Genomic DNA, 26,017 nt, shown 5'->3' with positions numbered 1-26,017 from the left:
GACCTTTAACGGTCCCATCTTTCGCCGGATACGGCGGTCAGTACGCGGATACGCCCAGCTTGTCGATCGTCTCGCGGATAAACGCCGGCTCGTCCTGCGGCCCGCGGGACGTGATTAGGTTGCCGTCCACGACGACTTCGCGGTCGACGAACTTGCCGCCCGCCGCCTCAACCTCGTCCCGAATGCCGGGGTAGCTCGTCAGCGTTTTGCCTTGCAGCAGCCCCGCCTTCGCGAGCACCTGCGGCCCGTGGCAAATCGCCGAAATCGGAAGGCCCTTTTGGTTCGCCTTGACGACGAAATCAATCACGGCCGGATCCTCCCGCAGCGCTTCCGGCGACTTGCCGCCGGGAATGACGACCGCTTCGTAGTCGTCCGGGTTCGCCTCGGAGGCCGTGAGGTGCGAGGTATAAGTAATCGTGCCCTTCTTGCCCTTCAGCTCCGCGCCTTTGCGGGTGCTGATAATGTCGACGTCGTTGCCGTTTTCAATCAACGCGTCGTATGGATTTTTCATTTCCGAATCCTCGTATCCATCCGCCAGCAAAAAGGCGACTTTCTTCACGCTTTGCTTCATCGTTCCCGACTCCTTCCTTCGTTGGAACCACGAGAAAAGCAGGCCGCACCGGCACGATCTGCGGCCTGCTTATCTGCATGGTGCTGCGTCCGGACGGGAGGGCGAGCGATCGCCGCTCGTCGGCCCATCCTTTATCGAAAGCGCGGATGCCAGAAAGCTCATGTAACGGTTGCCCGTAATGCGGCCCCGCTTCTATATCGTGAGGGCTATGGCGGCGGTGCAATCGTCATTCAAGCCCTGTGGCCATGATGCCGGCGAGGCTTCGCTTGCCTTCGCCTTTCCGCGCTTTGCCTCTATTGTGCTGCAACGGAATCACATCCTATTCCACGTGGGTGATACGAAATAAGCTCTGCCTGCCTGCAAAGCGGTCACGGAACGGATCGCGTCCCGACTTATCGCCCGCTGGTGAACCTGCCGTGGTCGTCCCGCTGCGTGTTTCCTCGACCTTGATGGTCGTCCGATTGCCTGTTTGCTCCCCTTGACTCTCCGCCTTTGCGTCCGATGTCTTCGTAGTGATCCCGATCATGGGTCCTTGCCGTCGCTTCGCCACCCATCCGGCCGGCCTCTCGCCTCGTCATGGTGTCTTGCTCTGTACGTGCCATTGTGAATCACTCCTTCAAGGGTGTAATGTTGTTGCACCCTTATCTTACCCTCCTCGTCCGGAGCGAACCGGATTACGCGAGATTTGTAGATTAGAGATTTCTAAGAAATCATGATGAGAACGAAATACTAGAACCCCTTGGCCCAGGCCAAGGGGTTCTTCGTGCAATGAAGCGGTATGCTAATTGCCTTTGCCGTGCACCCCGTACATCGCCAGCGTTCCGTCGCCGAGCTCGCCGAGCCGCCAGAGCGCGATGTTGCCGCGGCCGGCGCTCTTCGCGGCGGCGATCCAACGGGACAGCGTCTCGCCGTCCGCGTACCAAACCGTGTGCTTGGCGCCACCGTCATCGAGGTAGTCGAAGCGGAGGCTCCCGCTTGCGGCATCCCGGGTTGGCGGCTTCATACTGCGCTCGGCCAGCAGCGCCGCCTGCTGTTCGGTGACGCCTTTCACATCGCCGCTAGGCCCCCAGTCGAAGCCGCCGGCCGCCAGCGCGACATAGGGGTCGCCCGGCAGCTTGGCGAGCCGCTTGGCAACCTGCTTGACGTATGCCTCGTCGGCTTTCGGTCCCGGCCCGCTGTGCCCGCCGTACAAATTGTAAGCCATCATGACGTACGTCGGCCCGGCAGGCAGCTTCACCTTATCGGTCGGCGCCCGCGTCTCCAGCACGACCCGGAGCGTCTTGCCCCTGTTTTTCAGATGCACCTGCAAATCGGCGATAAAGCGGATCACTTTATTCCAGTCGGCATCCTTGACCTTCTCGTAGTCCAGCTCCACGCCGTCGAAGCCGTACATCTCGACCGCGGCCAGCACGTCCTTCAGATGCTTGGTGCGGCTTTGGTCGCTGGCCACGAGCCGGCTCACCAACGCCGCGTCCTTTTGGCTCTCGGAGCCGTCCGCGTAAAGAATATCGTTGACCAGCGTCAGGTCGAGATGCTTCGTGCCGTTTAACGCAGCGGCATCGCGGATGGCGGGCAGCCCTTCGCGAAATTCAGGCGTAAACACGAGCCGGTCCGACTCGTCGAAATACGCGGCGAACACTTGCAGGCTCTGCAGCTCTCCCGCCGCCTTCAAATCCGCCGCGCCGGCTTCCCACTGCCAGTCGGCGAGCCATGCGGTGCGCGCTTCCGCCCGGACTTTCGCCGGCTCCGCCGCGCCAATTGCGTCCGACTTCACGGCGGCCAGCAGCGTCCCTGCCGCCAAGATCAGCCCGCCCGCCGAGGCGAGAATGGCCGCCCTTCGCCGCTTCGTCAAACTCATCGATGCCATCAGTCCCTTCCCGCCGATCAGAACGTTTCGATCATCCAGTCCACGACCGCGTCGAACGTCCGCCCGGTTTCGACGATCCACTTGCGCACGCCGGAGAACCGGTTGCTATAGCGCACTTCCTCGCTGTTACCCTCCGCGCCAATCGCCTCGACCTTGACGCCGTCGAATACGGCGTCGTAGATGTCGTCCCGCTTGCTCTGCGTGTGCGGGGCCGAGGCCAACGCCACCTCGCCCGCCGCGATCGATCCGTCGATCGCCGCGCCGTCGAGCAGCACGGCACCGTCCACCGATACGCGCAGCCGATCTCCCCGGACCTCGACCCGGATATTCCGTTTGTCACTAATATTTATCGGATATTCCCGCTCTTCCGTCAAGTCCCGCGTTTTCGTCTGTTCCCTCGCGTACACCGTCGCCTTGTTCAGCGTCAGATCGGTTTCCTTCCACTTCACTTCGTCGAGCTCGCGGGACAGCAGCGTTTCGGCGGCCTGACCCGCTTTCTTCTGCTCGACGATCAGCCGGTTGTTGGCCAACGTGACCCGTACGTACGTCTCCTGCCGGCGATCGTATCGCACGTACAGCGATTGCTTGCCGACGACATTGCCGCCGAGCGTCGCGGTCAGCGCGATGTCCTGCTCTCCGGCGCTATTCTTGAGCACCATCAAGCCTTCGTCCGACGGCTCCGACGTGAGGGCGATGCGGTCGTCGATGAATTGCGCCGCGCCGCGGACGACGGTCCAGTCTTCGGCCCGCCGCTTGTCGCCGACGACGAAGCTCATCTCCCTCCCGGTATCCTCCCGAAGCTTCATCAACAGATGGTTCGTGTACCAGTAAGCCTGAGGCTGCACCCGCGTCAGATCGTAGAGATCGTCGCCCTTCTTGTTCAGGGCATTCCCTTCCCGGTTGAAATGCATCGCGAACATCTGCCGGATATTCGCGTCGTTCGCGTCGGAGACGAGCCGGTTCATGCCTTGGTGCATCGCGTTGGCGTGCATGATCATATAAACGCCCGGCACGTAGCCCAGCTTATCCGTATACACCTGCTTCATCTTGGCGTAGTCGGCGCCGATCCGCGCCTCCATCTCCTGCCGGTTTTCCGTCGGAATCATGTCGCCGTCGCGGATAAAATCCATCAGGTAGTGGTTGTAGTAGTCCACGTTCATCTTGTTGCGGAGCTCGTCCTCGTTTTTCATCCCGAGAAAGCGGCCCTCGCTGTCGAACACGTTGATATACGAGAGCCGATAGCCGTTGCTTCCGAGCTCCCAGTACCCCGTCTTCGCCATTTTCTTCATTTCGCCGGGTTGGACGAATTTGCGCTGCCCGTCCCCCATCTTGTCGGCGTACGAGAGGAATGTCGCTTTGAAGTTGTACTTCTCCAGCAGCGGCTGCGCGAACAGACTCGAGTCGTTGCGCCCGTCTTCGAACGCGAGGAACAGCGCCTTGTCCGGCAGCTTTTTTCCCTCTTTATAATAGTCCAGGACGTCCTGCTGGGAGATCGTGACGTAGCCTTGCTCCTTCAAGGTGCGAAGCTGCTCGTCCAGCTGCCGCTTCGCCATCAGCTTCGGCGTCCCCGAGCGGCTCACGCCGAAGTAGGACAGCGCGACGAAGCCGTTGTCGCTGCGCCATGCGGCGCGATCCGGCTCGGCATAGCGCTTGACGTCCGCCAGCGCGTGAAACAGTACATAACCCACGATGCATAAAATCGCCAGCTGAAGGACCGTTTTGACGGCTTTGCGGCGGTTTTTCTTGCGATAATCAAGGGCAGCGCGCTTTGGCCGAATACCCATGTCTGCCTCTCCTCGCTTCGCGAATCTGACGGGACTCCCTACAGCGGGAGCCCCGGCTTGCTCTCTTTGACTTTGCGCCTGCGTGCGGCTTTTCGGTTCTTCGCTTCGATGTCTTGCGGCGTCTCCCGCGTCCCCCAGGTCGACTTCCAAAAGGTCACCCAGGCGACGGGCATCTGCCAAAGCAGCACGAATTCATAGAAGAGGCAGAACACGAATCCGAATACCCACAACCGACTCTTGCGGAACAGAAGGTGCGCCAGGCTCATTAGCAGCGCCATCATCAAGAGCCCCGTCAGGAACGTCCCCGGAAACACGCCGTACGCGAGCGGGACGTAACCGAGGTTGTACAGCACGATGATCGGCGCGGCGATAGGCACGATGAGCCCGATGTAAAAGAACAGCGCCATAAACGGCTCCTTGCGCCAGATGAACGTGCCCGCGCGGAGCGATTCCCGCAGCCAAGAGCGCTTCCAGCGCATCTGCTGCTTCAGGAACACGCTCATCTTCGACGGCACGATCGTCGAGCAGATCGCCGAATCCTGATAAGCCGTCCGATGTGTCTTCAAAATGAAGTTCGTCATGCTGCGGTCGTCGCCGAACGTCGCGGGCTGGCCGAGGAACTTCTGTTCGAGCCAGGCGTCCGCATGCTTCAGGATGAGATCTTTGCGGTAGCAGGACAGCGGGCCGGACAGGCAGGTGACGCTGTCGAACCACGACTCGGCCGCTTTCATGATGCGGAAGGCGATATAGTACCGGACCGTCTGCAGCTTGGTGATCGAGTTCGTATATTTGTTCTCGACGTCCGTCCGCCCGGCGACGCCGCCCATCCGCGGATCCTGGAAGGGCTGGACCAAGTGGCGGATCGCGGTCGGCTCGAGAAAGCTGTCGGAGTCGACGAACACGACCAGGTCGTGCTTCGCCATTTCCACGCCTTTGACGAGCGCCACGCGCTTGCCTCCGTTTTGCTCGAGCACGTGCATCTTCAGCCGGTCCCGGGTCGCGAATCGCTCCGCTTCCTGGTGCACCATCTCGACGACCTGACGGATGCGCTCCGCCGATCCGTCGGTCGAACGGTCGTCGACCACGATGACTTCCAGCTTGTCGATCGGGTAGTCCTGATTCATGCAGCTGAGGATCGTCCGATGAATCCACGCTTCTTCGTTAAAGCATGGAATGATGATGGAAACGCCTGGGGTATAGTCGGGATTGACCGGCACGTCGCGATAAAACGCCCCGAACAAGTATCTCGTCAGCAGAAAAGCGGCCGCCGTCAAGCTGTACAAATAAAGCCACATGTTGTACTTGAAGTAAATCACGCTCTCCGCCCGCATCAGCATGACGAAAGCGAAGGCGACGAACAGCATGCCGCTCGCCATGTAGACCGAGTAGCCCCAGCGTTTGCGCTGAAAATAGGCTGTGAGCGGTTTATCGAATTCGAAGGCCAGCATCGCCTGTTCGCGGCCATCCTCCTCGCGAGAGAACGCGCGAACGACGGTCGCGCGCATGCGAACCGCCGACTCGAAGCCCTCCGGCATCGTGCCGGGCGGGATGCGGAACCGGATCCAGATCCGATCGCCTACGCGGATCTGGTCCGTCTTGGCGTTCAGCGCGACGAGCAGCCCCGTCGACGAGATGTCGACTGCGCGGCCTTGGACGCGCGCCCGTCGTTTCGCGCCGTTCGGGGCGAGAAACACGTCGAAGTCCGCCATATAGCGGAGGCTCAGCATGCGGATGCGGTTCAAATAATCCGCGTCCCGCTCCGCGCTCGCTGCAGCTTCGCTCTTCGTTCCCCGGCGGTCAAGCGTGACGCGGATTTGTTCCGGGTCCGGCACGTTGGACAGCGTGCGCCGGTCCGTCCGGGGGACGGACAGCACCTCGCCTGCCGGCTTGCTTTTCTTTTTCTTCCACACGGTGAAATCTCCCATTCGCGGCCGCTTGTTCATTACAAGCTCCAGTAATGATAGCCGCTGCGTTCAAAATCCGTTTTGTCGCAAACGCCTTTGATATCGAGCAGCGCCTTCGGAGCGCCCGGCGCGAACATCGCGTCGAAGTCCGCGACGCCCAGGTGCGCGAACGCCCGGTGCGGCACCGCGACGACGACGCCGTGCAGCCCGCGCATCTCCGACGGCGCCGTCAGCTTGATGCCGTATTCCTCCTCGGCCGCGCGAGGATCGGCCAGCGGATCCGCCACGAGCGGACTGATCCCGTACTCCTCCAGCTCGCGGACGATATCGACGACCTTCGTATTCCGGATATCCGAACAGTCCTCCTTGTAGGTCAGACCCAGTATCCCGATGCGCGCGCCGTTCATGTCCTGCTTGAGCTTTACCATCAGCTTGACCAGCTGCTGAGCCACGTACCGACCCATGCCGTCGTTGATATGGCGGCCGGCCAGAATGATCCGCGAGCGATACCCGGTGTCTTCCGCTTTGTACGTCAGGTAATAGGGGTCGATGCCGATGCAGTGCCCGCCGACGAGGCCGGGCGTGAACTTCAGGAAGTTCCACTTCGTGCCCGCCGCCTCCAGCACCGCCTTCGTCTCGATGCCCATATGGTGGAACAGCATCGACAGCTCGTTCATGAACGCGATGTTGATGTCCCGCTGCGCGTTTTCGATCACTTTGGCGGCTTCGGCCACCTTGATGCTCTCCGCCCGGTAGACGCCCGCTTCGATGATCAGCTCGTATACCTTGGCGACCGTCTCCAGCGTTTCCCCGTCCATCCCGGAAACGATCTTCACGATGTTTTCGAGCCGGTGCTCCTTGTCGCCCGGGTTGATCCGCTCGGGCGAGTAGCCGACCTTGAAGTCGATGCCGCAGCGCAATCCCGACACGACTTCCAGGATCGGAATGCAAACGTCCTCGGTCACCCCCGGATAGACGGTCGATTCGAAGACGACGATCGCGCCGGGGCGCAGATGTCGTCCGACGAGCCGGCTCGCGCTCTCCACATACTGCAGGTCGGGCACGTTGCCGCTCTGGATCGGCGTCGGGACCGCGACGACGAAAAAACGGGCGCGCGAAAGCTCCTCCTCGTCCGACGTGAACAGCGCCGTGCTCCGCAGCAGCGCTTCGTCGCCGAGATCGCCCGTCGCGTCGACGCCTTGCTTGTATCCTTCGATTTTCCGAGCGCTGACGTCGAACCCGATGACGTCGGCCCGCTCGGCGAACGCCACCGCGAGCGGAAGTCCGACATATCCCAGTCCGACGACCGCAAGCGGCTCCACCCGCTTCGCGATACGCTCGTACAATTCCAGTTGAACCGCTTCTTCTACGCCCATGTTCACTGCTTCCGACCTCCGCTTTGGTTCAATCCGATGAGATCCGCCATCTTTACTAACGTGAAGCCTTTCTTTTCGAGACCCTCTATGACGGACGGCAGTGCCTCGATCGTATGAATGTCGTCAAGCATATGCAGAAGAATAACGCTCCCGTTTTGCGTTTGATTCATGATAATGTTCTCGATGTGATTCGCGCTATTGTTAGCGTCCCAGTCGAATGTCGTCACATCGTAGAGCGCAATATTCGGGAATCCGATTGCAGAAATGATCTTGGCCGTCTTGTCGTCGATTTCACCTGTAGGCGGCCTGAAAAGCATCGTAGGCTGTTGCTGTATGGCTTCGGTGATGACTTGGTGCGCCTTCACGATGTCGTCTTGCAGCTGCTCTGGCGTTAACGTGGTCACGACTGGGTGAGAGTAGGAGTGGTTGGCCACGTCATGGCCGGCTTCTAGAATGGCTCTGGCCAAATTCGGATTTGCCTCGACACCGTTCGCGCGAAGAAAGAAAGTTGCTTTTACGTCGTATTTCTCCAGAATGTCAAGAATTTTCGTTATGGTATAATCGGTACCCCAATCGTCGAAAGTCAGCGCGACTTCTTTCTTGCGTGTCTCCCGATTGCTGAAAATGAGGTTATACTTTGCGTTTTCGTAGTTCTTGTTCGGCTTAATCGCGTCGTAGCCCTTAATTTCTTCAAGTGGTTTACGAATACCGCCATGAGCAACCAACTTGCTGACCGGCACGAAGGAATAGCCGACGTCTTCAGCTGCACGGGCCAGCATCGGAATAGCCTCAAGTAGCGCTTTGTCCTCTTCCGTATCAATGTTGATGATTCCGCCTCGGGTGATATGCTTGCGAATATACAGATATTTCTCCGGCTCGGATTCGCTTTGCCAATTGTGCAAGAACAAACTATAACTGACGACGCCCTTCAAACCTATTTGCGCCGTGGCAAGGCGCACGTCGTCGTTGTAGTCGCCCGACTTCGTCCGGACGAACTGAGGCGTCACGCCCGTCTCGCGCTGGATAATCTCGTTGCTCAAATGAATTTCCTTGTACACCTGCTCGTAATCGAGCTTGGTCAGATCGAGGCGATTCAGCGTGTTGTTCTCGATCTCGTGTCCGCGCGCCACGATCTCCTTGGCGACGTCCGGCTCTTCCGCGACACGCATGCCGGGCAGGAAAAACGTCGCACGGATGCGGTATCGGTCCAGCTCGTCCAGCAGCTTGCGCATCGTCACGTCGTCGCTCATCCCGTTGAAGGTGAGGGAGAGTTCGCGCTTCGCCGTGTATACGAAGGGGTACACCTTGCTCTTCTCGCCGGTATAGCGGACGATCTCCGGCTGCGGCTTGTCCGCATTCGGATCGCGGACCGTCTCATCTCCGCTTCCGAATAGGCTGCAGCCCGTCAGCCAGACGAGTCCCACGACCGCCAGCAGCAGACACGCGCCTGCACGTCCGTAATGAAAGTATGTATTTCGTTTTCTGTCCAATTCGACACCGCCGTCCTATACTCGCCATTCATTTGCCTATACCAATGTAACGGGATGCTGGCCGGATTACATCTGGTAAATCGTTGCAAATGCCCCCTGCTGCAAACGAAGACGATTGTACCACCCGCCTCTGAACAAACACTTAAAAAATACGCGATCGCCAAAAAAAATCGGAGCGGGCATAAAAGAACGAAAAGTCCTCCACAATAGGGAAGATGACCCTAAGGATTGGAGGACTCTTCATGCTTAACCATCTGGAGAGCGATTACGACTGCGCCCGCGCGGGCGACGATCTGCACCAACTCAAGCAAGAGCTGGCGGACCTGCAAGGGCAGGGCGCCGATTCGCAGGAAGCGAAGGAGCGGATTCACCGGCTGGAGAACCAGATCTCGTTCATCTTGAACAAATGCGACATCTCACCGTCCTGAAGCGCGCTTTCGCTTCGAGCAGCCTCCCGTTCGGGAGGCTGCTTTGGTTTGGTTTGCTAAGTCCCTTTATATAGAAGAGAAACGTCGTTAAACGCAAAAACGCGACTCCCCTGTCGGGCAAGTCGCGTTCCATAGGAACAGTTAAGTGGTGCTGATGAAGGGATTCGAACCCCCGACCTACGCATTACGAATGCGTTGCTCTACCAGCTGAGCTACATCAGCGAGCACTTTTATAGAATACCGATTTCCGCCCGAATAGTCAAGCTTTTTGTTTCAGGTTTTTTTTGGCATTTCACCCCCGAACGAACCTTCGCGGCGGTCGTCGATTGCCGTTCTTACCCCTCGGTCCAGGAACGGATTTTCGAAGCTGTCAAACGATGGGATTTGCCTTATAATGGGAATGAGAAAGGGGAGAGCGGACGTGTACAAGATTTTAATCGCGGACGATCAGACGCTGATGAGAGACGGGCTGCAGACGATCCTCCAGTTGGAGGAGGACATGGAGGTCGTCGCGACCGCTGAAAACGGCGAGGAAGCCTGCACGCTGGCCCAGGAGCTTCGTCCCGATCTTGTCCTCATGGACATCCGCATGCCCGTTCTAAACGGTATCGAAGCGGTCAAGCGCCTGCGCCCGCTCTACCCGAAAACCAAGGTGCTCGTCCTGACCACCTTCGACGAGGACGACTACATCATCGAGGCGCTGGCGAACGGAGCCGCCGGCTTTCTGCTCAAGGACATCCCGAGCGACAAGCTCCTTCAGGCCATTCGGGACGCCGTCAAAGGCGAGCTGATGCTCCCCGCGAGCGTCGCCGCCAAACTGGCCGCAAGGCTATCGGCCCCCCAGGCCGCACGGCCTCCCGTCATGCAGCCGCGCGATCGCGCGCCCGTCAAATTTACCGATCGCGAGACGAGCATCATCGCGCTTATGGTCGAAGGAAGGACGAACCGGGAGATTGCGCGGCTGCTGTTCATGAGCGAAGGAACGGTCAAAAATTACATCAGCGCGATCTACGACAAGATCGGCACGAACGATCGCACCCAGGCGGTCATTTGGCTCAAAGCGATGCAAGTCATGTAGCAAAGGCGGCGGGTTTCCGGAATTCCACGGCGCGCACGCTATGACCCAAACCATGGCAGGGGACGTACGCTTTACAGGCGTCGTCCCCTTTTGTTATGATCAAATAGAACATATGTTCCTATTTCAAATATGAGAGGGGCTGCGGGAATGAATCCGACCCAGTACGATCCGATGCCGGCCAAGACGATCCTGAACGCGGTGAACGCGCCGTCGATGCCTTTCGACTGGTCGATCAATCCCTACCGCGGCTGCCAGCACGGCTGCAGCTTTTGCTACGCGCGCAGCACGCACGCCTTTCTAGGCGAGGCTGCCGACGATACCTTTCAGCGCCGCATCTTCTGGAAGGAGGACGCTCCGGCCATCCTGCGCGAGCAGCTGCGCCGCATGAAGGCCCGTCGCAAGCTCCCCGCGCACGTCGCCATCGGGACCGCCACCGATCCTTATCAGCAGCTCGAGAACAGAACCCGGCTGACGCGCGGCTGCCTGGAGGCACTAGCCGAATTCGGGGTGGGCGCGAGCATCACGACCCGTTCCCCGCTCGTGCTGCGCGATCTGGACCTGCTGCGCCAGATGCGAGGTGTTTCCGTTAACATGAGCATCCATACGCTGGACCGGACGATCTGGCGCACGTTCGAGCCGGCTACCCCTTCTCCCCGGCGCAGGCTCGACTGCATGCGGCAGCTTCGCGAAGCGGGCATCGCGGTTCACGCCTTCGTCGCCCCCATCCTGCCCCATCTGACAGACGGCGAGGCAGAGACCGATGCGCTCCTGGCCGCGCTCCAAGCCGCCGGCGTCCGCGAGATGATGGCCTCCTTCCTCCGGCTTTCGACCCCGGAGGTCAAGTCGTGGTTTTTTGCCACGCTTCGCGCGTCCTATCCCGACCTCGTCGAGACGTACGGAAGGCTTTACTGGCACTCGGCGCGCCTGCCTGAGGCTGTTCGCCGCCCCGTCTACGCGCGCATCGAGGCCCAGATGAAGCGGTACGGCCTCGCGCCGATCGGTCAGGCGGAGGTACCTCGCGGCGATGCGGCCGGGGATCGGCGCGGTGCCCCTCCGATGCGGGAGCCGGAGACGGCCGCCTGCCAGCCCGTGCAACTCACGCTGTTTTGACTCGTCCGAGTCGCTTGGCTATGCCTTTCCCGAACGATCGACTCCGATCCTGGATGTTATTTCATTGCGAACATAGCTGCTTTTTCCGCATGTATCCGTGTCGTATCAAAAACCGGTAATGAAGTGTCTTCTTGATGGATAAGTAATCCTATTTCAGTGCAACCCAGAATGACACCTTGGGCTCCTTGCGAAGCAAGCCGTTCCATAATAGCAAGATATTTTCTCTTGGATGGTTCAGAAACAGTTCCTAAGCAAAGCTCATCATAAATAATGTCGTTGACCGCCTCGATTTCCTGTTCATTGGGAATGAGGACTTCAATCCCCATAGCTATCAGTTTATCTTTATAGAAGTCCTGCGTCATGGTGTATTTCGTACCTAGCAGCGCAACTTTTTGAACCTTGTGTTGCAGCAATTCGTTTGCAGTCGCTTCCGCGATATGAATGATGGGAATATTAATATTCGCTTGAATTTGCGGAGCAACCTTGTGCATCGTATTCGTGCAAATGACGATGAAGTCGGCTCCGCCCTTTTGCAAATTCCTCGCTGCTTCAGACAGAATAGCCGCGCTCTTCTCCCAGTCGCCAGTCGCCTGACATTGTTCGATTTCAGCAAAATCTACACTATACAGCAAGATTTTTGCGGAGTGTAATCCGCCTCGCTCCTTCCTAACCACTTCATTCACAATCTGATAATAGAGAACGGTGCTTTCCCAGCTCATACCGCCGAGCATTCCGATTGTTTTCAATTTTTATTTCCCCTTTCATTATAGAGGATCCCCTCCGCGAACGCCTGCCCAGCCCGATGCATAAGCTGTCGTAATCAACGCCTACCGCAAAGGGGAATGACGATGAACGGCCAGACCTTGATGCTCCCGATCGACATCGTGAAAGTAAACCAACCCCCGCTCAAACAAAACACGCCGGTCATTACCGGCGGGACCGGCGAGGAAGCGCGGAAGAAAATGAACGAGACGATCGAACGGACCGTGTCCGACCTGCAAAAGGCGCAAGGCTACCCGTCTTCGGACATCCAGGAAATGGACGGCACGTTCGAGATCAAGACGAACCAACGAGGCGTGCTCAGCCTTTCCTTGCTCAATTACGCCTTCACCGGCGGCGCCCACGGCAATACCCTGCAAAAGTCGCTGACCTTCGATGGCGATACCGGCCGCTCCTACAAACTGGGAGAGCTGTTCAAGCCGGGCAGCGACTACAAGAAAAGGCTGAACGCGATCATCCGGGCGCAGATCAAAGCGCGCAAGCTGCCCCTGCTGGAAAAGTATCCGGGCATCACCGACGACCAGGACTTCTACGTCGCCGACAAATCCCTCGTCATCTATTTCCCATTGTACGCGATCGTCCCCTACGCCTGGGGCTTTCCATACTTCCCCATCTCGGTTTTTCAGATCCAGGACCTCATCGACGAAGAAGGTCCGCTCGGCGTCCTGCTCTACTGACCCGTTCCTGGCTTCCGACTTCCGACTGCCGACGCCGGTCCGTCTCCGACGGATGTCCGCTGCAAAAGCAAAGAACGGCCCGACGGTCCGTCTCGCGGACGGGTGTCGGGCCGTTTTTTTAGCTGCATATAGGTTGACTTTTACTGTGGAGCCGAGGCTCCGGCCTGCCGATTACCACTTGCTCGGGTCGATATCTCCCGGCTTCAATCCGGCCCAAATGTTGGGCACGCTGACCGTCTCCGGGTGATCGAAGACGAGGAAGGCCGTAGGCAGATACCGACCTTTGCCCGATTTGGAAGACGGTTTGTTCATAATGTCGCCGCCCTCGGTTACGAGGATGGTCGAGGAGCCGCCGTCCAGATTCGCCGCGATGACGGCGCCGCGCTCGAGCAAAATTTGCTGGCAGTCGTACAGGTCCGCTCCGATGCTGTAGCCCGGCTGACGGCCGTCGATGACGAGGAAAAGGATCGCGCCGTCTTCCCGCTGCGCCATGACCGTCCGCGGGGCGATGCCCCAACCGGAGTTGTGGTTTTTGATCAGCCCTTTGCCGTTGACGATGATGCGTGGCTCGAAGCTCACCGCTTCGGAGATGCCCAGGTTCAGCAGCTCCTGGATCGAGTAGCGGCCCGCGATCATTTTCCCCTGCTTGTCGAGACCGACAATCTGAACGCTCTTGTCTTTGCCCAGACCGTTGTAGTAGATCTTGCCCTGCGTGATGACGAGGCCGATCGGCTGGAAGCCGTTGCCCTGCCATTGCGGATCGGCGAAGCCGCCCGCGTTGACGCCGGCGAGCGCCCCGGTGCGCTTGACCATGCTGGACACGAGTTCTCCCCGGCCAACCTTGTTCGGGACGACGAGCCGCACCTTGGTCGGATCCGTCACCGTCAGGATATAGCCGTGATAGCCTTTGCCGTCGATCTCTTCCACGCTCGTCAGCGGCTGTTCGCCGTCTCCCGCCGCGTTGACGTCTTTGCCACCGTCTTTTCCGCCGGGGAGCTGGATCTCGGTATTTTGCCGCTCCTCGCCCATCTCTTCGAACTGCTTCATATATTCGGCTACGCGCGTCTCCAGTCCCTGCTGGCCGATGAGATACTTGGCCCAATGGCGATGCTGAGTCGTGATGAGCGTATCTGCCGCCCGATACCGCCAATAACTGCCCGAAGGCGTAAGGAAAAACCAAACGAAAAAGGCCGCCGCCAGAAAAATGCCGATCAGGAACAAACGTAACATCCACGCCCAGAAGCCCGGGCGCTTGCGTCGTCTCTGCGTCGCCCGGCTGCGCGGAGGCAGCGCGCCGGGTTGTCTGCCTGGCTGGGGGCCCGTAGCAGGCGTTGTGATCGTATGGCTGGGAATGGGACCCACGCTCCTTCATCTATTCATGGCCGCCCGCATCCGAATGCGCCGCCGTTCACCGGGAAAGCGGCGACGGCACCCGACGCGGGCGGCGGATCCGTCAAAGTTCGGGGCTGCCCGACCTCCGGCGACGTTTCCGCAAAAGAATGGCCATACAATAGACGACGATGGATACCTTGTTGTTGCGTGGCATTCGAAAAAATAAGTCCGATCGCCCCTCTCGCGCCGATCGTTCGACGGCATTTTCTCCGGAAATGACAAAATTTGTATGGGCTAAAGGTTCGGAGTGACGCTTCCGGTCTCCGCCGCGTTCATTCGCGTCCGTTCTCGGCGCTGCAGGCGGGGAAGCGTGCCCGCATAGAAGAAAAACGACAGGAACAGGATGACCGCCAGCGAGGCGTATATGAAGTTGAGGCTCATGGCATGCGGATAAAGCCAAGCAATCAGCGCCAAAGCGACGGATTGGCCCAGCATCAAGAGCGGATCGTTCCAGGCCGACACGCGTCCCATTTGGCGGGGATCGATCAAAGCCGGCATCCAGCCGCCGATAGCGACGTTCACGGGCGCCATCGTGAAGCCGATCACGAGAATGATGCCGAGATACACCCACGGATTTTGCGCCGTCAACAGGGCAAGCCCCAGGAGGCTCGTGGCCAACAGCCCGGCCGGGATGGTCAGATGCGGGCGCCACTTTTTCACGATGGCCGCGCCGACGATGCTCCCGATCAGCATGCCGATGCCGAAGAAGACGGCGAACAGGGACGAGAAGAATGTGTAATTGTCCGGCGCGAGCTTATACTTCATCGTGTAGAGCGGCAGAATCGCGAACCCGCCGTTCAGCAGGCCGAAGAGCAAAAAGCCCGACACCAGCGCCAGCAGCAGGGGTTTGCGGCGAATATAGTTGATCCCCTCCGCGAAATCGCCGCGCACCTCGCGGAAGCGAACGTCTCGCCAAGCGGTCTTGCCATTCGGCAGACGCACGGAAGCGGGGATGCGGAGGCTGCGTATGAGCAGCGCGGATAAGGCGAGTCCGACGCCGTCCGCGGCCACCGCGCCCATGATGCCGATCGTGTGGTAGGCCGCCGCGCCGATCCCGACGCTGAGCAGCGTAAATACGCCCATGACCGTCTGGTTGAGTCCGGCGGCCTGCTCGTATTGATCCGGCTTCAGAATGCCTTGAAGCATCGCCGATTCGGCGGGAAAGTAGAACTTGGAGACGGCGCTGCGCAGGAACAGCACGGCAAAAGCCGCCGGCAGCCAGCCCGCGATCAGCGTGAGCAGCAAGAGAACGGTCAGTCCGACTCGGATCCAGCCCGCATGCTCCGCGATGCGCTGCCGGTCGAACCGGTCGGCCACGACGCCGACGGCCCAGAAGACGAACAGCGTAGGCAAGGAGTACATCAGCTCGGCGAACGACGCCAGCCCGGGCTGCGAGGCAAAACGGTCCAGCAGGTAAAAGGCGAACGCCATATTGCCGACGATCGTGCCGAGCTGCGACGCGACGGTCGCGACGAACATTCGCGTAAAGTTCGGGTTGCGGAACAGCGCCTTCATGCCGGATCCCCCTCTTCTCGTACGCCTATCAAATACCGCAGCGACAGGAGATAGCCCTCGATCTGTTCCGGGGCTTCCGTGCCCGCCGCTCCGAACTGCGTCGTATCGACCATGATGCCGCCCTGGATCGAACTGAACATCTTGGCAATCGTCCGGATCGGGATCCGGGGACGGAATTCCCCGCGATCCACGCCGGTTTGGAGCATCCGCTCGAGCTGGACGCATCCTTCTGCGTAACGCCGCTCCAGCAAATCTCTAAAGCTATCCTTGCGCCATTCCGCGGCGAACGCTTCGATCAACACCGGAACGACGCCTTCCCGAATGCGCAACAGCTCCTTCCGCAGCAGGGCGAACATCGCCGCGATCGCCTCCCATACGGTCGGGTAAGCGGACAATAGCTCCTCGTCCTGCCGCGCGTTCGCCTGATCGATCTCCTCGACCATCGCCCGGAACATCTCTTCCGTACTGGAAAAATACAAGTACACCCCGCCGCGGCTCAAGCCGCTCTCCTCGACGACATCCTTCATCGTCGTCGCCAGGTAGCCCTGCCGGATAAAAACCCGGAGGGCAGCCTCCACGATCTCCTGCCGCTTGCTTTCCCGGTGCTCCTCCGTGACTTTCGGAGACATGCCGCCCACGCTTCCTTTCCACCTTTAAAAGTGACACACATGTCGTTTTATGAATTCATCATAAACGACACGCGTGTCGTTGTAAACGGGAATTCCATTTTTTCCTATCGTCCCTCCTTCCCTTTTTTTGGACCCGGGACTCCCGCTTCTGTTAGAATAGCTATGAACGACCGATGGCCGGGATTTCGAGCACCGAACGCCCGTCGCATCTCGCTCGCATCCACCCCTATCCCCGATCGGAGGCTTGTTCATTTTGAATGCAAATTCAACCGGCCACGAAGTGGCCGCCTACAACGATACTTATACGATTTACGAGCTGAAAGAACCCGCCACCGACTCCAGCGTCCTGGTCTGCCCTGAGCGCGGCGGCATCGTCATCGGCTGCCGGCTGCGCGGCCGGGAGCTGCTCTATCTTGACCGCGCCACCTTCCTCGACCCGGAGGCCAATATCCGCGGCGGCATCCCGGTGCTGTTCCCGATCTGCGGCCAGCTCCGCGGAGGGCAGTACGAGTGGGAGGGCCGGACCTATTCGATGCGCAACCACGGCGTGGCGCGCACTTCGCCCTGGGAAGTCGTCCATACGCGCACGGACGGCGAAGCTTCGCTCACGATCGCCCTGCAAAGCAACGCGGAGACGTTGAAGTCCTTTCCGTTCGAATTCGAGCTGCATTTCACCTACCGCTTGAAGGAAGGAAAGCTGCACCTCGAACAGTCGTACAACAACTTGTCGGATCGGGAAATGCCGGTGCAGGCGGGCTTCCATCCCTACTTCGCCACGGACGACAAGCATCTCTCCTATGCTTCGGACGCGACGCGGATGCTTGACTACAACGACCGCGAGGTCAAACCGTTCGAAGGCTCGGTCGATCTGAACGGCCTGCCGGAATCGGTCGCGCTGCTGGATCCGAAGACGCCGGAGATCGTCTTCGCGCTCGACGAGGACCGCCGCGTCAAGCTGACCTACAGCGAGGCGTTCAAGGTCGTCGTGCTGTGGGCCGTCGAAGGCAAGCCTTTCGTTTGCGTAGAGCCGTGGACGGCGCTCAACGAAGCGCTCAACGACAAGGAAGGGCTCATTCTGGTGCCGCCGGGCGACGCACTCGAAGCCGACTTGGCGATCGAGCTCGTATAAGGGACCATGGCATCGCGTAGGCTGAAAAGGCTCCCTAATCAAAAAACATCCAGCCGGATTTCCGGTTGGATGTTTTTGGCTTGAGGCTAAACGCGCGCCTGCACCGAGCGGGCGTATTCGGTCGGCGTCATGCCCGTCGTCTTTTTGAACGTGCGGGAGAAGACGTGCACGCTGCTGAAGCCGAGCCACTCCGAGATTTCCGAGAAATTGGCGTTCCGCTCGCGGATCGCCGTCTTCGCGCGGTCGATCCTTAACCTAATAAAGTACTGCATGACGGCGTATCCGGTCTGCCGCTTGAACGCTTCCTTCAGCCGCGTTTTCGTGACACACGCCTCGCGGCCGATCTCCTCCAGCGTCAGCGTGCGGCCGATATGGCGTTCCATGTAAGCGATCACCCGCCGCACCAGCTCCGCGTTCTCGTTCGCCTGCGCCGTTGTGAGCAGCCGGGCGGCCCCTTCCTCGCGCGGCTCGTCCAGCCGTCCCAGCAATTCGAGCAGCAGCAGCTCCAGGTAGATCCGCAGCCGCTGCTCCGAGCCGGCCGGGGCATCCTCTCTGCGCCGAAGCGGGTGCTCGAACGGATATCGGAACGCGCGCTTCCCTTCCCGGATCACGCCCGAGAGCAGGTTGCGCTCCTCGTCCCTCAGCCGGCAAACCCGATCTTCGAAGCGCCGCATCGCCTCGGCCTGGCAGTCGAACGTGACGACGACGATATTCGGTGCAGTGCCGCTGCTGGCATAAAAGCTGTGGAATTCGTTCGGCTTGTGGAAAATGACGCTGCCGGGTTCCAACACGCGCGTCTCCTCACCTGCCTGCACCGTGATTTCGCCTTTGTCCGCGTAGACCAGTTCCCAGAAGTCGTGCCGTTCGCCGCGAAACGTATAACCGCGCGCGAATTCGAAATCGAAGATCGTAATGATTTCCCGGATCGGAAGGGCATCCTCCAGCTTCGTGCGAACAAAGTCGGCCATCATCTCCCCCCTTTCGGCCAAAGCGTCCAATATTGTGGCTCTTCGGTCAAAGAGCCAGCCCCCGCGCCCTCTTATAATGGAGTCAACAACCCCATATATCGGAGGATGATTCGAATGAAATTAGGCATCATCGGTTACGGCTTGCGCATGAAAACCGTCGTCGGCGAGATTCTGCGGCACGATCCGTCCTGCCGGATCGCGGGCATTCTCGATCCCGGCGCGCCCGAAGCCTCCGACCGCGGAGCGCCCGTGCCGCGTTACGACACGCTGGAGGCGCTGCTCGAGGGCGCTCGCCCCGACGGTCTGCTCATCGGGACGCGCTGCTCGCTGCATACGCCCTATGCGCTCCAAGCGCTGCCCACCGGCATCCCGCTTTACATGGAAAAGCCCGTCGCGACGACGATGGAGGATTGGACGCGGCTGTACGAAGCCTCGCGGACTTACAATACCCCGGTTGTCGTTTCCCACCCGCTTCGTCTGACCGCCATCGTTCAGCTCGTCAAGGAAATCGTAGACGCCGGAACGATCGGGACGATCGAGCATGTGCAGGCCGTCAACAACGTTCCGTACGGCGGCGTCTATTACCATAGCTGGTACCGCGACGAAGCCGAAACCGGCGGCATGTTCCTGCAGAAGGCGACGCACGACTTCGACTACATCAACTACGTGCTCGGGCAGGATCCCGCGGCCGTCTGCGCGATGACGTCCAAACAGGTATTCAAAGGCAACAAGCCCGCCGGACTCCGCTGCGCCGACTGCGAGGAGAACCGCACCTGCGCCGAAAGCACGGTCGGAACGCCGGAAGCGGAGGAATGGCCGTTCTGCTGCTTCGCCGAAGATACCGGCAACGAGGACTCGGGCAGCGCGCTCATCCGCTACGAAAGCGGAATGCATGTCTCCTACACCCAAAACTTCTTCGCCCGCCGGGGAGCGGCCGCGCGCGGAGCGACCTTCCTCGGCTACAAAGGAACGATCTCGTTCGACTTCGTCACCGGGGAGGTCGTCGTGCACCACCACCACAGCCCCCGCATGGACCGTTACCGGTACAACGAGAGCGAAGGCCATTTTGGCGGGGACACCGGCTTGGCCGCCAACTTCGTCGACGTCATGCGGGGCAAGGGGACGTCGGTCAGCACGCTGCGGGACGGTCTCGTGAGCGCGCTCCTCTGCCTCAAAGCGAAGGAAGCGCAGCTTACCGGCATGTACCAGGAGCTGGGCGAGCTGCGCGCGGCGTCCGTTTCGCTATGAGTCGAGTATAACGGTTGACCGCGGCCGTCGTCGAGCCGCGCGTCGGCTGGCGGCTGTCCGCCGGTCACACAATGTTGCGAATCCGCGTGACCGCGATCACACGGTCACGAACAGGTCCAAGAAGGGTCGATCCTGTCCGTCTCCGCCCACCGGCGACTTCACCCTGGATCGGACGGACCCGCGGCCCGTCATCCTGCTGAGCGCCGGCGTCGGGCTCACGCCGATGGTCGGCATGTTAAACGCGCTGGCCGAAGACGAGACGCCGCGTCAGGTGACGTTCGTCCACGCGGCCCGCAACGGCGGCTCGCACGCCCTGCGCGCGGCCGTGGAGGACGTCGTGCGCGATCGCCCGAACATGGCGGCCTATGCACCTCCATTGCCTTGTTTGTCGGTTCCAAATCTCGACCGACCGATGGCTTACACGCTAGTATGGACCTTTATGTGCAGACAGGCTGCCCCTTCCCGGCATTCATGCCGTTTCGGGGGCAGCCTGTTTTCTTTTTATTGCGGATACAGCTTCTTGACCAGAATATCCAGAGGCTCCCGCCAGGCGGGAATCGCCAGCTCCTTCATGTAGGCAAGCATGCCCCGAATGATGTAGCGATCGGGGATCGACTCGGACAGTTCGTCCTCTAGCCGGGAGGCGACGCCGATCATTTCCGACCGCCGTTCCGCGCTTGCCTCCTTGTCCCTCGTCTGCTCCGCAAGCCGTACCAGCCCGCGGATGAGCTGGCGGATTTCCTGCTCGGCGTCCGTGGTCTGCAGCTCGCCCAGTGCGAGCTCGGCCGCTCCCGGGGAGATGAGCGGAGCGTCTCCGCGCCGGATGAGCCCCTCCATGAGGTCGTCGAGGCGCTGCAGCAGATATTCGATCATCCGGTCGCCGTCGAACGGCGGCTGCCCGATCATGTAGGCGTGCATCAACTCGTTAAACATGCCGCTGAGCAGCCCCGCCGCTTCCCAGGCGTAAGGCTCGGCGCTTGGGCCGTAGATCGCGGAGATGTGATGCTGCTTCCACTTCAGCGTCCGGGCCCGAATGCCGAGGATGAGCTTTAACGTCTCTTCCTGCTTGGCCTTCGGATATGGCTCCCGCATCAGCATCAGCAGCAATTCGCGGTTGTCCCTGAAAAAGTCGAGCCGGCGTTTGAGCTGGAGGCGGAATTGCTCCCGCGGCGGGAGCTGCCGCTCCTCCGGCAGCACCGACATCCCCGCCATCATTTTCTCGGCGTAGTGCCAGAATACCGAGAGGAGCAGCTCCTCCTTGGACTTGAAGTAGAAGTAGATGGATCCCTTCGCCATGCCCAATTCGTCTACGATCTCCTGAATGGACGTGGCGTGGAACCCCTTGCGGGCGAAGCAGCGCATGGCTGCTTCGATGATCTGTACCTTCTTGTCGCTCAACGCCGGTCTCTCTCCTCTCCCCGTTCGCCCGACTTACTCGGGCTTCGGCTTGCGGCGAAGCTTCATCAGCACTTCATAAGCGATCGGAACGATGAGCAGCGTCAGCAGCGTGGAGCTGACGAGGCCGCCGATAACGGTGACGCCCAGGCCTTTGGAAATGATGCCCGCGCTCTCGAAGCCGAAGGCGAGCGGCAGCAGCGCGCCAATCGTCGCGAGCGCCGTCATGAGGATCGGGCGCAGGCGCGTGCCGGCCGCCTCGATGATCGCGTCGCGGGTCGACAGACCTTCCTTCTCCTTGTGAATGACGCGGTCGATGAGGACGATCGCATTGGTGACGACGATCCCGATCAGCATGAGCGCACCCATGAGCGCCGACACGCTGAGCGTTTCACCTGTCAGCCACAGGGCCACCAGGCCGCCGATGATCGCGAACGGCAGCGAGAACATGATCGCAAACGGTGCGAGTCCGCCGCCGAATGTCAGCACGAGCACCAGGTAAACGATCGCGATCGCGGCGAGCATTGCGAGTCCCAGCTGCGTGAACGTCTCGTTGATCTGCTCCGTAACGCCGCCGTATCGGATCTCGACGCTGGACGGCTTCTCCAGCTTGTCGACCTTGGCTTGAAGGTCGGACGAGGCTTTCGCGACGTTGGAAGACGTAATCTCGCCGCTGACGGTGACGACCATCCGGTTGTTCTCGCGGGCGATCGAGTTCGGCGCTTTGCCTTCCTCGACGGTAGCGACGTCCTTGATCGGCACTTCGATGCCGAGCGGAGATTGCAGCTTCGTATTCTTGATGTCCTCGATGCTGCCGTACTCGGTGCCTTCCACGGTGACGAAGACATCATACGATTTGCCGTCTTGATGGATCGAGGTCAGCGCCGACGCCTGGCGGGCCGGCATGAGCTTCATCGCGAGCTGCCCGGCCGTCAGGCCATACTGGCTCAACTTGGCCTGGTCGGCCACGAGCGTATATTGGTCGTACGTCTTGGACAGGCTGGTGTCGACCTTCGTGAACGTGCTTTCCTGCTTCATGAGGTCGGCGACCTTCTCGGCAACCGGTTGGATCTCATCCAGGGAGTCGCCGTAAATGCTCAGGCTGAACTTGCTGCCGCCGACGCCGCCGGAGAAGTCCATCTCCGACCATTCGCCTTCCGGCACGAGCTTTTTGAGCTCGTCCACGATCGCGGTCTTTTTGTCCGAGAAGTCCTTCGTTTCATCCTTGAACTGCAGGTAGAACAAGCCGGACTTGGACGGGCCGGGCGACATCGGATTGCTGCCGCCGACGGAGTATTGCAGGTTGGCCAGGTCAGGCTGCTTCAGCAGGTACTCTTCGGCCTTCAGCGCCCGCTGCTCGACGTCCGAGATCAGCGCGCCGGGCTCCGGCGAGTACGTGATCATCGTGTATTTCTCTTCCTGGGCCGGCAGGAAGCTCGCCCCGATGAACGGGATGAGGAAGAGGCTCGCTACGAGCAGCGCGACCGCGATGAGCACCGTAATCACCTTGTGACGCAGCGCGGAAGACAGCAAGCGGCGGTATGCCATGCCCAGGCGGCCCGGATTGTCGTCGTGGGCTTGGGCTTTGCCCGGCTTCACACCGTTGCGGAACAGCGTATGCGCCAGCATCGGCACGATCGTAATCGCAACGAGCAGCGAGGCAAGCAGCGAGAAGACGATCGTCAGCGCGAACGGCAGGAACAGCTGGCCGACCATGCCGCTGACGGTGCCGAGCGGCAGGAATACGGCGATCGTGACGATCGTGGACGACATGATCGGCATGAACATTTCGCGCGTCGCTTCGCGGACGAGCTCCTTGCCCTTCAGCTTCTCGCCGGACAGGGACATGCGTCGGTAGATGTTCTCGATGACGACGATGGAGTCGTCGACGACGCGGCCGATCGCGACGGTCATCGCGCCGAGCGTCATGATGTTCAGCGTAATATCGAATTGCTGCAGCAGCAGCACGCCGATGATGAGGGACAGCGGGATCGACAGGATCGAAATGAGCGTCGTCCGCAGGTTCCGCAGGAACAGCAGAATGATGATGACGGCGAACAGGGCGCCGAACAATGCTTTGCTCAGCATCGTCTCGACGGACTTCTCGATCGGCTTGCCCTGGTCGAGCAGCACCGTCATGCTGATGTTTCCATGCTTTTCCTTCAGCTTGTCGGCTTCATGCTTTACGGCGTTGACGACGTCGACCGTGTTCGCGTCGTTGGCTTTGACGATCTGGATGCCGATCGATTCCTTGCCGTTCGTGCGCGAGATGGATTCCGCTTGGCCGACGAGTTCCACCGTGGCCAGCTCGCTCAGCTTGACCGTCGGGATGCCCGCAGTCGCTCCGGCGCCCGTCGTCGTGCCGGCGCCGGCTTGGCCTGCTCCCGGTGCGCCCGCACCGGCTTGTCCGGCACCGCCAGCTCCCATGCCAGGCGCGCCTGCTCCGGCGCCGCCCGTTCCCGCTCCGGCTCCCGCCGGGATGGCCGGGATTTCCAGGTTCTTCAGGTCGTCGAGCGTTGCGATGCGTCCGTCTACGACGAGAGACTTCTCGGTCTTGCCCATCGTGAAAATGCCAAGCGGCACATTTACGGCCGAGCCCTGGATCATTTGCTTGACCGTATCTTCGGTCAGGCCGTATTGGGCAAGCTTCGCGTGATCGAAGGTCAGCTTGACTTCTTTGACGAATTGGCCCGCGATCTGCACCGATGCGACGCCATCCAAGCCTTCGAGCGCCGGCTGGACTTCGTCCGTGACGGTCTTCGTCAAATCTTCGAGGCTGCCGTCGCCCGAGACGCTAAGCGAAATGACGGGGAACGTATTGATGGAGAATTTGGAGATGGAAGGAGACTGCGCGGTATCGGGCAGCTTGACGCTGTCGATCGCCTCGCGCACGCCCGTCGTGGCCTTGTCCATGTTTTGCCCGAAGTCGAATTCGAGCATGATGTTGGAGACGTTGGACATCGACGTGGATGTGATGTTTTTGATGCCTTCTACGTTTTTGAGTCGCTGCTCCATCGGAGCCGTCACCTGTTCGACGATGCCGTTCGGGGAGGCGCCCGGCACGACGGTCGTCACGCTGAGGTAGGGAAGCGACAGATTCGGCAGGCTTTCCTGCTTCATGTTCATCCCGGAATACAATCCGGCCACCAGGACGATGATCGTGATCATCCATAGCGCAAACTTGTTGTTCAGCGAAAACTTGATGATGCTTCTCATGATTCCACTCCTTCTCTCTTTTTCCCTGCCCGCCCATCGGGAGATCCATGCACGGTACTCGCTTATTCGCTGCCATCGTATCGAACGCCCGGTCGAAAGTCAAATGTCTATTTGATGTACGTTTCGATCTCCGGCTACCTTCCCTTCTACGGCGCCAACGGTTTGTGGTTTCAACTTTTATTTGACCGGCCGGTCGACTCGTTCGATTCCGCCTGCCAGGCTTCATTTGACTTAAGATGTGCATTTTGCCTCGCTCGCCCCCCTTTCGCCATTCCCCAACTTGCGAGCGTACCCGGTTAACCCGAAAAATTCGGGTTGCGGCTGTCTCCCCTGACCGTCGGCACAAGTAAAAATGTGTCGCCGTCTTCCCGGACGGCGACACTTTTTTATCGGAGGTCAGACAGAAATGGATAGGGGTAAACCTGGCTCAAAACCGAAATCGGTGCTTGATCAGAGAAGAAGATGGGAGTGCGTGCGTAAAAGCGGGCGAAAATTCTAACGGTTGTGAACGACGCTATTTAGATGAAAAATGGGGTTTGCAAAATGTAGCGGTTGCCAGCGAGCCTATTTCCCGTTTTTTCGTAGCCAGAGGGGCTGTTTCGTCCAAATAAGCGCGCATATAACCGTTAGAAAGCAAACCTCCGTTTTTGGGGTCGATTAGGCACTACTACAACCGTTAGCATGGCAATGATCCAAACAGGCCACTCGTTCGAGGCCAATCCGTTGGTCAAGCACCGGTTTCTTAGGCTGACCCGTAAAACTTATACATTCTGTATGACTAGTCATAACCACTTGCTTAGCCTGTGGCTTCCATCAGCCCTATAATGGCATGTTACAAGCAAGCGCCTCTAAGCGCTACTTGAAGATCTGCCAACCGCGCGTTGCCTTGGGCTAGCCCCTGAAAAGGGGCCTCTTTACACGCCCTCTTTACACACCCTTTTTTTCACCGACTCACCCTAAACGGATCGAACAGATCTTTCAACGTGAGTGGATCAGACTTCTTATCTTCTTTTCGCTGTTTGCGATTGTACACGATAAATCGAATACATTTCGTCATCTAGCCCCTTGAGGTGCGCATTGTATGCTAAAAATCGATTACAATCGGTCATTTATCGCCCTGGGGGGCCAATTGTATTCTAATCATCGAATCCATTTGAATTTCAGGCGATCATCATGGCGTTCAAAGGATGACTGCTCATAGCTATAAGCTTCCCCGAACCCCCAGTCGAACTGGGGGTTTTCGTATACAAAAAGAACGACCGCCTCGCGGCAGCCGTCCTGTCCTGGCACCAATAGAATGTACAAGTCCGCGCTCAGTCAACGTTTGCCCATGGATCGGACCTCCGCCGCGAGGAACGCAGCGTTCTGCCCGCTTAGCGAACGTTTTTCCGCTTCACAGCACCCTCGGCCACGACGCGCCGTTTCGCCTCGCACAACCTTCAGCCTCCGCGCGCCCATTT

At 59.6% G+C, this 26,017-nt stretch carries 21 protein-coding genes and 1 tRNA gene; 7 read left to right on the top strand and 15 right to left on the bottom strand.

Annotated features, from left to right (window positions below):
- Positions 1-37: 37 nt before the first annotated feature.
- From LKX83_RS16715 to LKX83_RS16690, 6 genes are all read right to left on the bottom strand, one after another.
- Positions 38-571, bottom strand: a complete 534-nt coding sequence (locus LKX83_RS16715) for a type 1 glutamine amidotransferase domain-containing protein (RefSeq protein ID WP_227883427.1) — start codon at positions 569-571, stop codon at positions 38-40.
- A gap of 781 nt (positions 572-1,352) precedes the next feature.
- A complete protein-coding gene (locus LKX83_RS16710; protein WP_227883426.1) occupies positions 1,353-2,438 on the bottom strand; it encodes a glycosyl hydrolase family 18 protein in 1,086 nt (361 codons plus the stop codon).
- Between the two features lie 17 nt (positions 2,439-2,455).
- A complete protein-coding gene (locus LKX83_RS16705) occupies positions 2,456-4,222 on the bottom strand; it encodes a polysaccharide deacetylase family protein (protein WP_227883425.1) in 1,767 nt (588 codons plus the stop codon).
- A 38-nt stretch (positions 4,223-4,260) separates the two neighbouring features.
- Positions 4,261-6,147 (bottom strand): glycosyltransferase, encoded by a 1,887-nt coding sequence (locus LKX83_RS16700; RefSeq protein ID WP_227883490.1) that lies wholly within the window; start codon positions 6,145-6,147, stop codon positions 4,261-4,263.
- 17 nt (positions 6,148-6,164) lie between these two features.
- Positions 6,165-7,478 carry a nucleotide sugar dehydrogenase gene (locus tag LKX83_RS16695; RefSeq protein ID WP_227883489.1) on the bottom strand — a complete coding sequence of 438 codons (1,314 nt, stop codon included), beginning with the start codon at positions 7,476-7,478 and terminating at the stop codon, positions 6,165-6,167.
- Between the two features lie 26 nt (positions 7,479-7,504).
- Complete coding sequence (locus tag LKX83_RS16690; RefSeq protein ID WP_227883424.1) at positions 7,505-8,992, bottom strand: polysaccharide deacetylase family protein; 1,488 nt, start codon at positions 8,990-8,992, stop codon at positions 7,505-7,507.
- A gap of 242 nt (positions 8,993-9,234) precedes the next feature.
- On the opposite strand from LKX83_RS16690, the gene LKX83_RS16685 reads away from it, so the two are divergent.
- The gene (locus tag LKX83_RS16685; protein ID WP_227883423.1) at positions 9,235-9,420 is read left to right on the top strand and encodes a DUF2524 domain-containing protein; all 186 of its coding nucleotides are present in this window, start codon (positions 9,235-9,237) and stop codon (positions 9,418-9,420) included.
- 146 nt (positions 9,421-9,566) lie between these two features.
- Here LKX83_RS16685 and LKX83_RS16680 read toward each other — a convergent pair.
- Positions 9,567-9,642: transfer RNA gene (locus LKX83_RS16680), tRNA-Thr, on the bottom strand.
- A gap of 199 nt (positions 9,643-9,841) precedes the next feature.
- On the opposite strand from LKX83_RS16680, the gene LKX83_RS16675 reads away from it, so the two are divergent.
- Together LKX83_RS16675 and LKX83_RS16670 are read left to right on the top strand one after the other, a co-directional pair.
- Positions 9,842-10,498, top strand: coding sequence for a response regulator transcription factor (locus LKX83_RS16675; protein ID WP_227883422.1), 657 nt, complete (start codon positions 9,842-9,844; stop codon positions 10,496-10,498).
- 147 nt (positions 10,499-10,645) lie between these two features.
- A complete protein-coding gene (locus LKX83_RS16670; protein WP_227883421.1) occupies positions 10,646-11,608 on the top strand; it encodes an SPL family radical SAM protein in 963 nt (320 codons plus the stop codon).
- 56 nt (positions 11,609-11,664) lie between these two features.
- Here LKX83_RS16670 and LKX83_RS16665 read toward each other — a convergent pair whose 3' ends face one another.
- Entirely contained in the window at positions 11,665-12,354 is a 690-nt protein-coding gene (locus tag LKX83_RS16665; RefSeq protein WP_227883420.1) for an aspartate/glutamate racemase family protein, read from the bottom strand.
- A gap of 102 nt (positions 12,355-12,456) precedes the next feature.
- Here LKX83_RS16665 and LKX83_RS16660 point away from each other — a divergent pair, with 102 nt between their 5' ends.
- Positions 12,457-13,065 carry a DUF3298 and DUF4163 domain-containing protein gene (locus tag LKX83_RS16660; protein WP_227883419.1) on the top strand — a complete coding sequence of 203 codons (609 nt, stop codon included), beginning with the start codon at positions 12,457-12,459 and terminating at the stop codon, positions 13,063-13,065.
- A gap of 171 nt (positions 13,066-13,236) precedes the next feature.
- On the opposite strand, the gene LKX83_RS16655 is transcribed toward LKX83_RS16660, so the two are convergent.
- The 3 genes from LKX83_RS16655 to LKX83_RS16645 form a co-directional block, all read right to left on the bottom strand.
- Entirely contained in the window at positions 13,237-14,295 is a 1,059-nt protein-coding gene (locus LKX83_RS16655) for a phosphodiester glycosidase family protein (protein WP_227883418.1), read from the bottom strand.
- A gap of 396 nt (positions 14,296-14,691) precedes the next feature.
- Entirely contained in the window at positions 14,692-15,972 is a 1,281-nt protein-coding gene (locus tag LKX83_RS16650; RefSeq protein ID WP_227883417.1) for an MFS transporter, read from the bottom strand.
- The gene (locus tag LKX83_RS16645) at positions 15,969-16,601 is read right to left on the bottom strand and encodes a TetR/AcrR family transcriptional regulator (protein ID WP_227883416.1); all 633 of its coding nucleotides are present in this window, start codon (positions 16,599-16,601) and stop codon (positions 15,969-15,971) included. Before LKX83_RS16645 ends, LKX83_RS16650 begins: the two co-directional genes overlap by 4 nt.
- Before the next feature lie 253 nt (positions 16,602-16,854).
- Between LKX83_RS16645 and LKX83_RS16640 the strand changes: the two genes are divergently transcribed.
- The gene (locus LKX83_RS16640) at positions 16,855-17,730 is read left to right on the top strand and encodes an aldose epimerase family protein (RefSeq protein ID WP_227883415.1); all 876 of its coding nucleotides are present in this window, start codon (positions 16,855-16,857) and stop codon (positions 17,728-17,730) included.
- 86 nt (positions 17,731-17,816) lie between these two features.
- On the opposite strand, the gene LKX83_RS16635 is transcribed toward LKX83_RS16640, so the two are convergent.
- Positions 17,817-18,698: an AraC family transcriptional regulator gene (locus tag LKX83_RS16635; protein ID WP_227883414.1), complete on the bottom strand. Its 882-nt coding sequence runs from the start codon at positions 18,696-18,698 to the stop codon at positions 17,817-17,819.
- A 114-nt stretch (positions 18,699-18,812) separates the two neighbouring features.
- On the opposite strand from LKX83_RS16635, the gene LKX83_RS16630 reads away from it, so the two are divergent.
- Positions 18,813-19,946, top strand: a complete 1,134-nt coding sequence (locus tag LKX83_RS16630) for a Gfo/Idh/MocA family protein (protein ID WP_227883413.1) — start codon at positions 18,813-18,815, stop codon at positions 19,944-19,946.
- Between the two features lie 96 nt (positions 19,947-20,042).
- Here the strand turns inward: LKX83_RS16630 and LKX83_RS16625 are convergent, their stop codons facing one another.
- Positions 20,043-20,180 (bottom strand): hypothetical protein, encoded by a 138-nt coding sequence (locus LKX83_RS16625; protein WP_227883412.1) that lies wholly within the window; start codon positions 20,178-20,180, stop codon positions 20,043-20,045.
- Between LKX83_RS16625 and LKX83_RS16620 the strand changes: the two genes are divergently transcribed.
- Positions 20,170-20,523 (top strand): hypothetical protein, encoded by a 354-nt coding sequence (locus LKX83_RS16620; RefSeq protein ID WP_370639091.1) that lies wholly within the window; start codon positions 20,170-20,172, stop codon positions 20,521-20,523. The genes LKX83_RS16625 and LKX83_RS16620 overlap by 11 nt on opposite strands.
- Here the strand turns inward: LKX83_RS16620 and LKX83_RS16615 are convergent.
- A complete protein-coding gene (locus tag LKX83_RS16615) occupies positions 20,448-21,344 on the bottom strand; it encodes a TetR/AcrR family transcriptional regulator (RefSeq protein ID WP_227883411.1) in 897 nt (298 codons plus the stop codon). The genes LKX83_RS16620 and LKX83_RS16615 overlap by 76 nt on opposite strands.
- 33 nt (positions 21,345-21,377) lie before the next feature.
- On the bottom strand, positions 21,378-24,557 hold the full coding sequence (locus tag LKX83_RS16610) for an efflux RND transporter permease subunit (RefSeq protein WP_227883410.1): 3,180 nt from the start codon (positions 24,555-24,557) through the stop codon (positions 21,378-21,380).
- Positions 24,558-26,017: the final 1,460 nt, after the last annotated feature.

Source organism: Cohnella baijiui (assembly GCF_020731285.1).
GTDB lineage: Bacteria > Bacillota > Bacilli > Paenibacillales > Paenibacillaceae > Cohnella.
This window is presented reverse-complemented; position numbering and strand designations above follow the sequence as displayed.

Excerpts from the sequence above, each read along its gene's own strand:
- LKX83_RS16670 (WP_227883421.1), top strand. The coding sequence starts at position 10,646 with ATGAATCCGACCCAGTACGATCCGATGCCGGCCAAGACGATCCTGAAC.
- LKX83_RS16655 (WP_227883418.1), bottom strand. The coding sequence starts at position 14,295 with ATGTTACGTTTGTTCCTGATCGGCATTTTTCTGGCGGCGGCCTTTTTC.
- LKX83_RS16650 (WP_227883417.1), bottom strand. The coding sequence starts at position 15,972 with ATGAAGGCGCTGTTCCGCAACCCGAACTTTACGCGAATGTTCGTCGCG.
- LKX83_RS16700 (WP_227883490.1), bottom strand. The coding sequence starts at position 6,147 with ATGGGAGATTTCACCGTGTGGAAGAAAAAGAAAAGCAAGCCGGCAGGC.
- LKX83_RS16685 (WP_227883423.1), top strand. The coding sequence starts at position 9,235 with ATGCTTAACCATCTGGAGAGCGATTACGACTGCGCCCGCGCGGGCGAC.
- LKX83_RS16635 (WP_227883414.1), bottom strand. The coding sequence starts at position 18,698 with ATGGCCGACTTTGTTCGCACGAAGCTGGAGGATGCCCTTCCGATCCGG.
- LKX83_RS16710 (WP_227883426.1), bottom strand. The coding sequence starts at position 2,438 with ATGGCATCGATGAGTTTGACGAAGCGGCGAAGGGCGGCCATTCTCGCC.
- LKX83_RS16705 (WP_227883425.1), bottom strand. The coding sequence starts at position 4,222 with ATGGGTATTCGGCCAAAGCGCGCTGCCCTTGATTATCGCAAGAAAAAC.
- LKX83_RS16715 (WP_227883427.1), bottom strand. The coding sequence starts at position 571 with ATGAAGCAAAGCGTGAAGAAAGTCGCCTTTTTGCTGGCGGATGGATAC.
- LKX83_RS16610 (WP_227883410.1), bottom strand. The coding sequence starts at position 24,557 with ATGAGAAGCATCATCAAGTTTTCGCTGAACAACAAGTTTGCGCTATGG.
- LKX83_RS16660 (WP_227883419.1), top strand. The coding sequence starts at position 12,457 with ATGAACGGCCAGACCTTGATGCTCCCGATCGACATCGTGAAAGTAAAC.
- LKX83_RS16630 (WP_227883413.1), top strand. The coding sequence starts at position 18,813 with ATGAAATTAGGCATCATCGGTTACGGCTTGCGCATGAAAACCGTCGTC.
- LKX83_RS16645 (WP_227883416.1), bottom strand. The coding sequence starts at position 16,601 with ATGTCTCCGAAAGTCACGGAGGAGCACCGGGAAAGCAAGCGGCAGGAG.
- LKX83_RS16620 (WP_370639091.1), top strand. The coding sequence starts at position 20,170 with ATGGTCGGCATGTTAAACGCGCTGGCCGAAGACGAGACGCCGCGTCAG.
- LKX83_RS16625 (WP_227883412.1), bottom strand. The coding sequence starts at position 20,180 with ATGCCGACCATCGGCGTGAGCCCGACGCCGGCGCTCAGCAGGATGACG.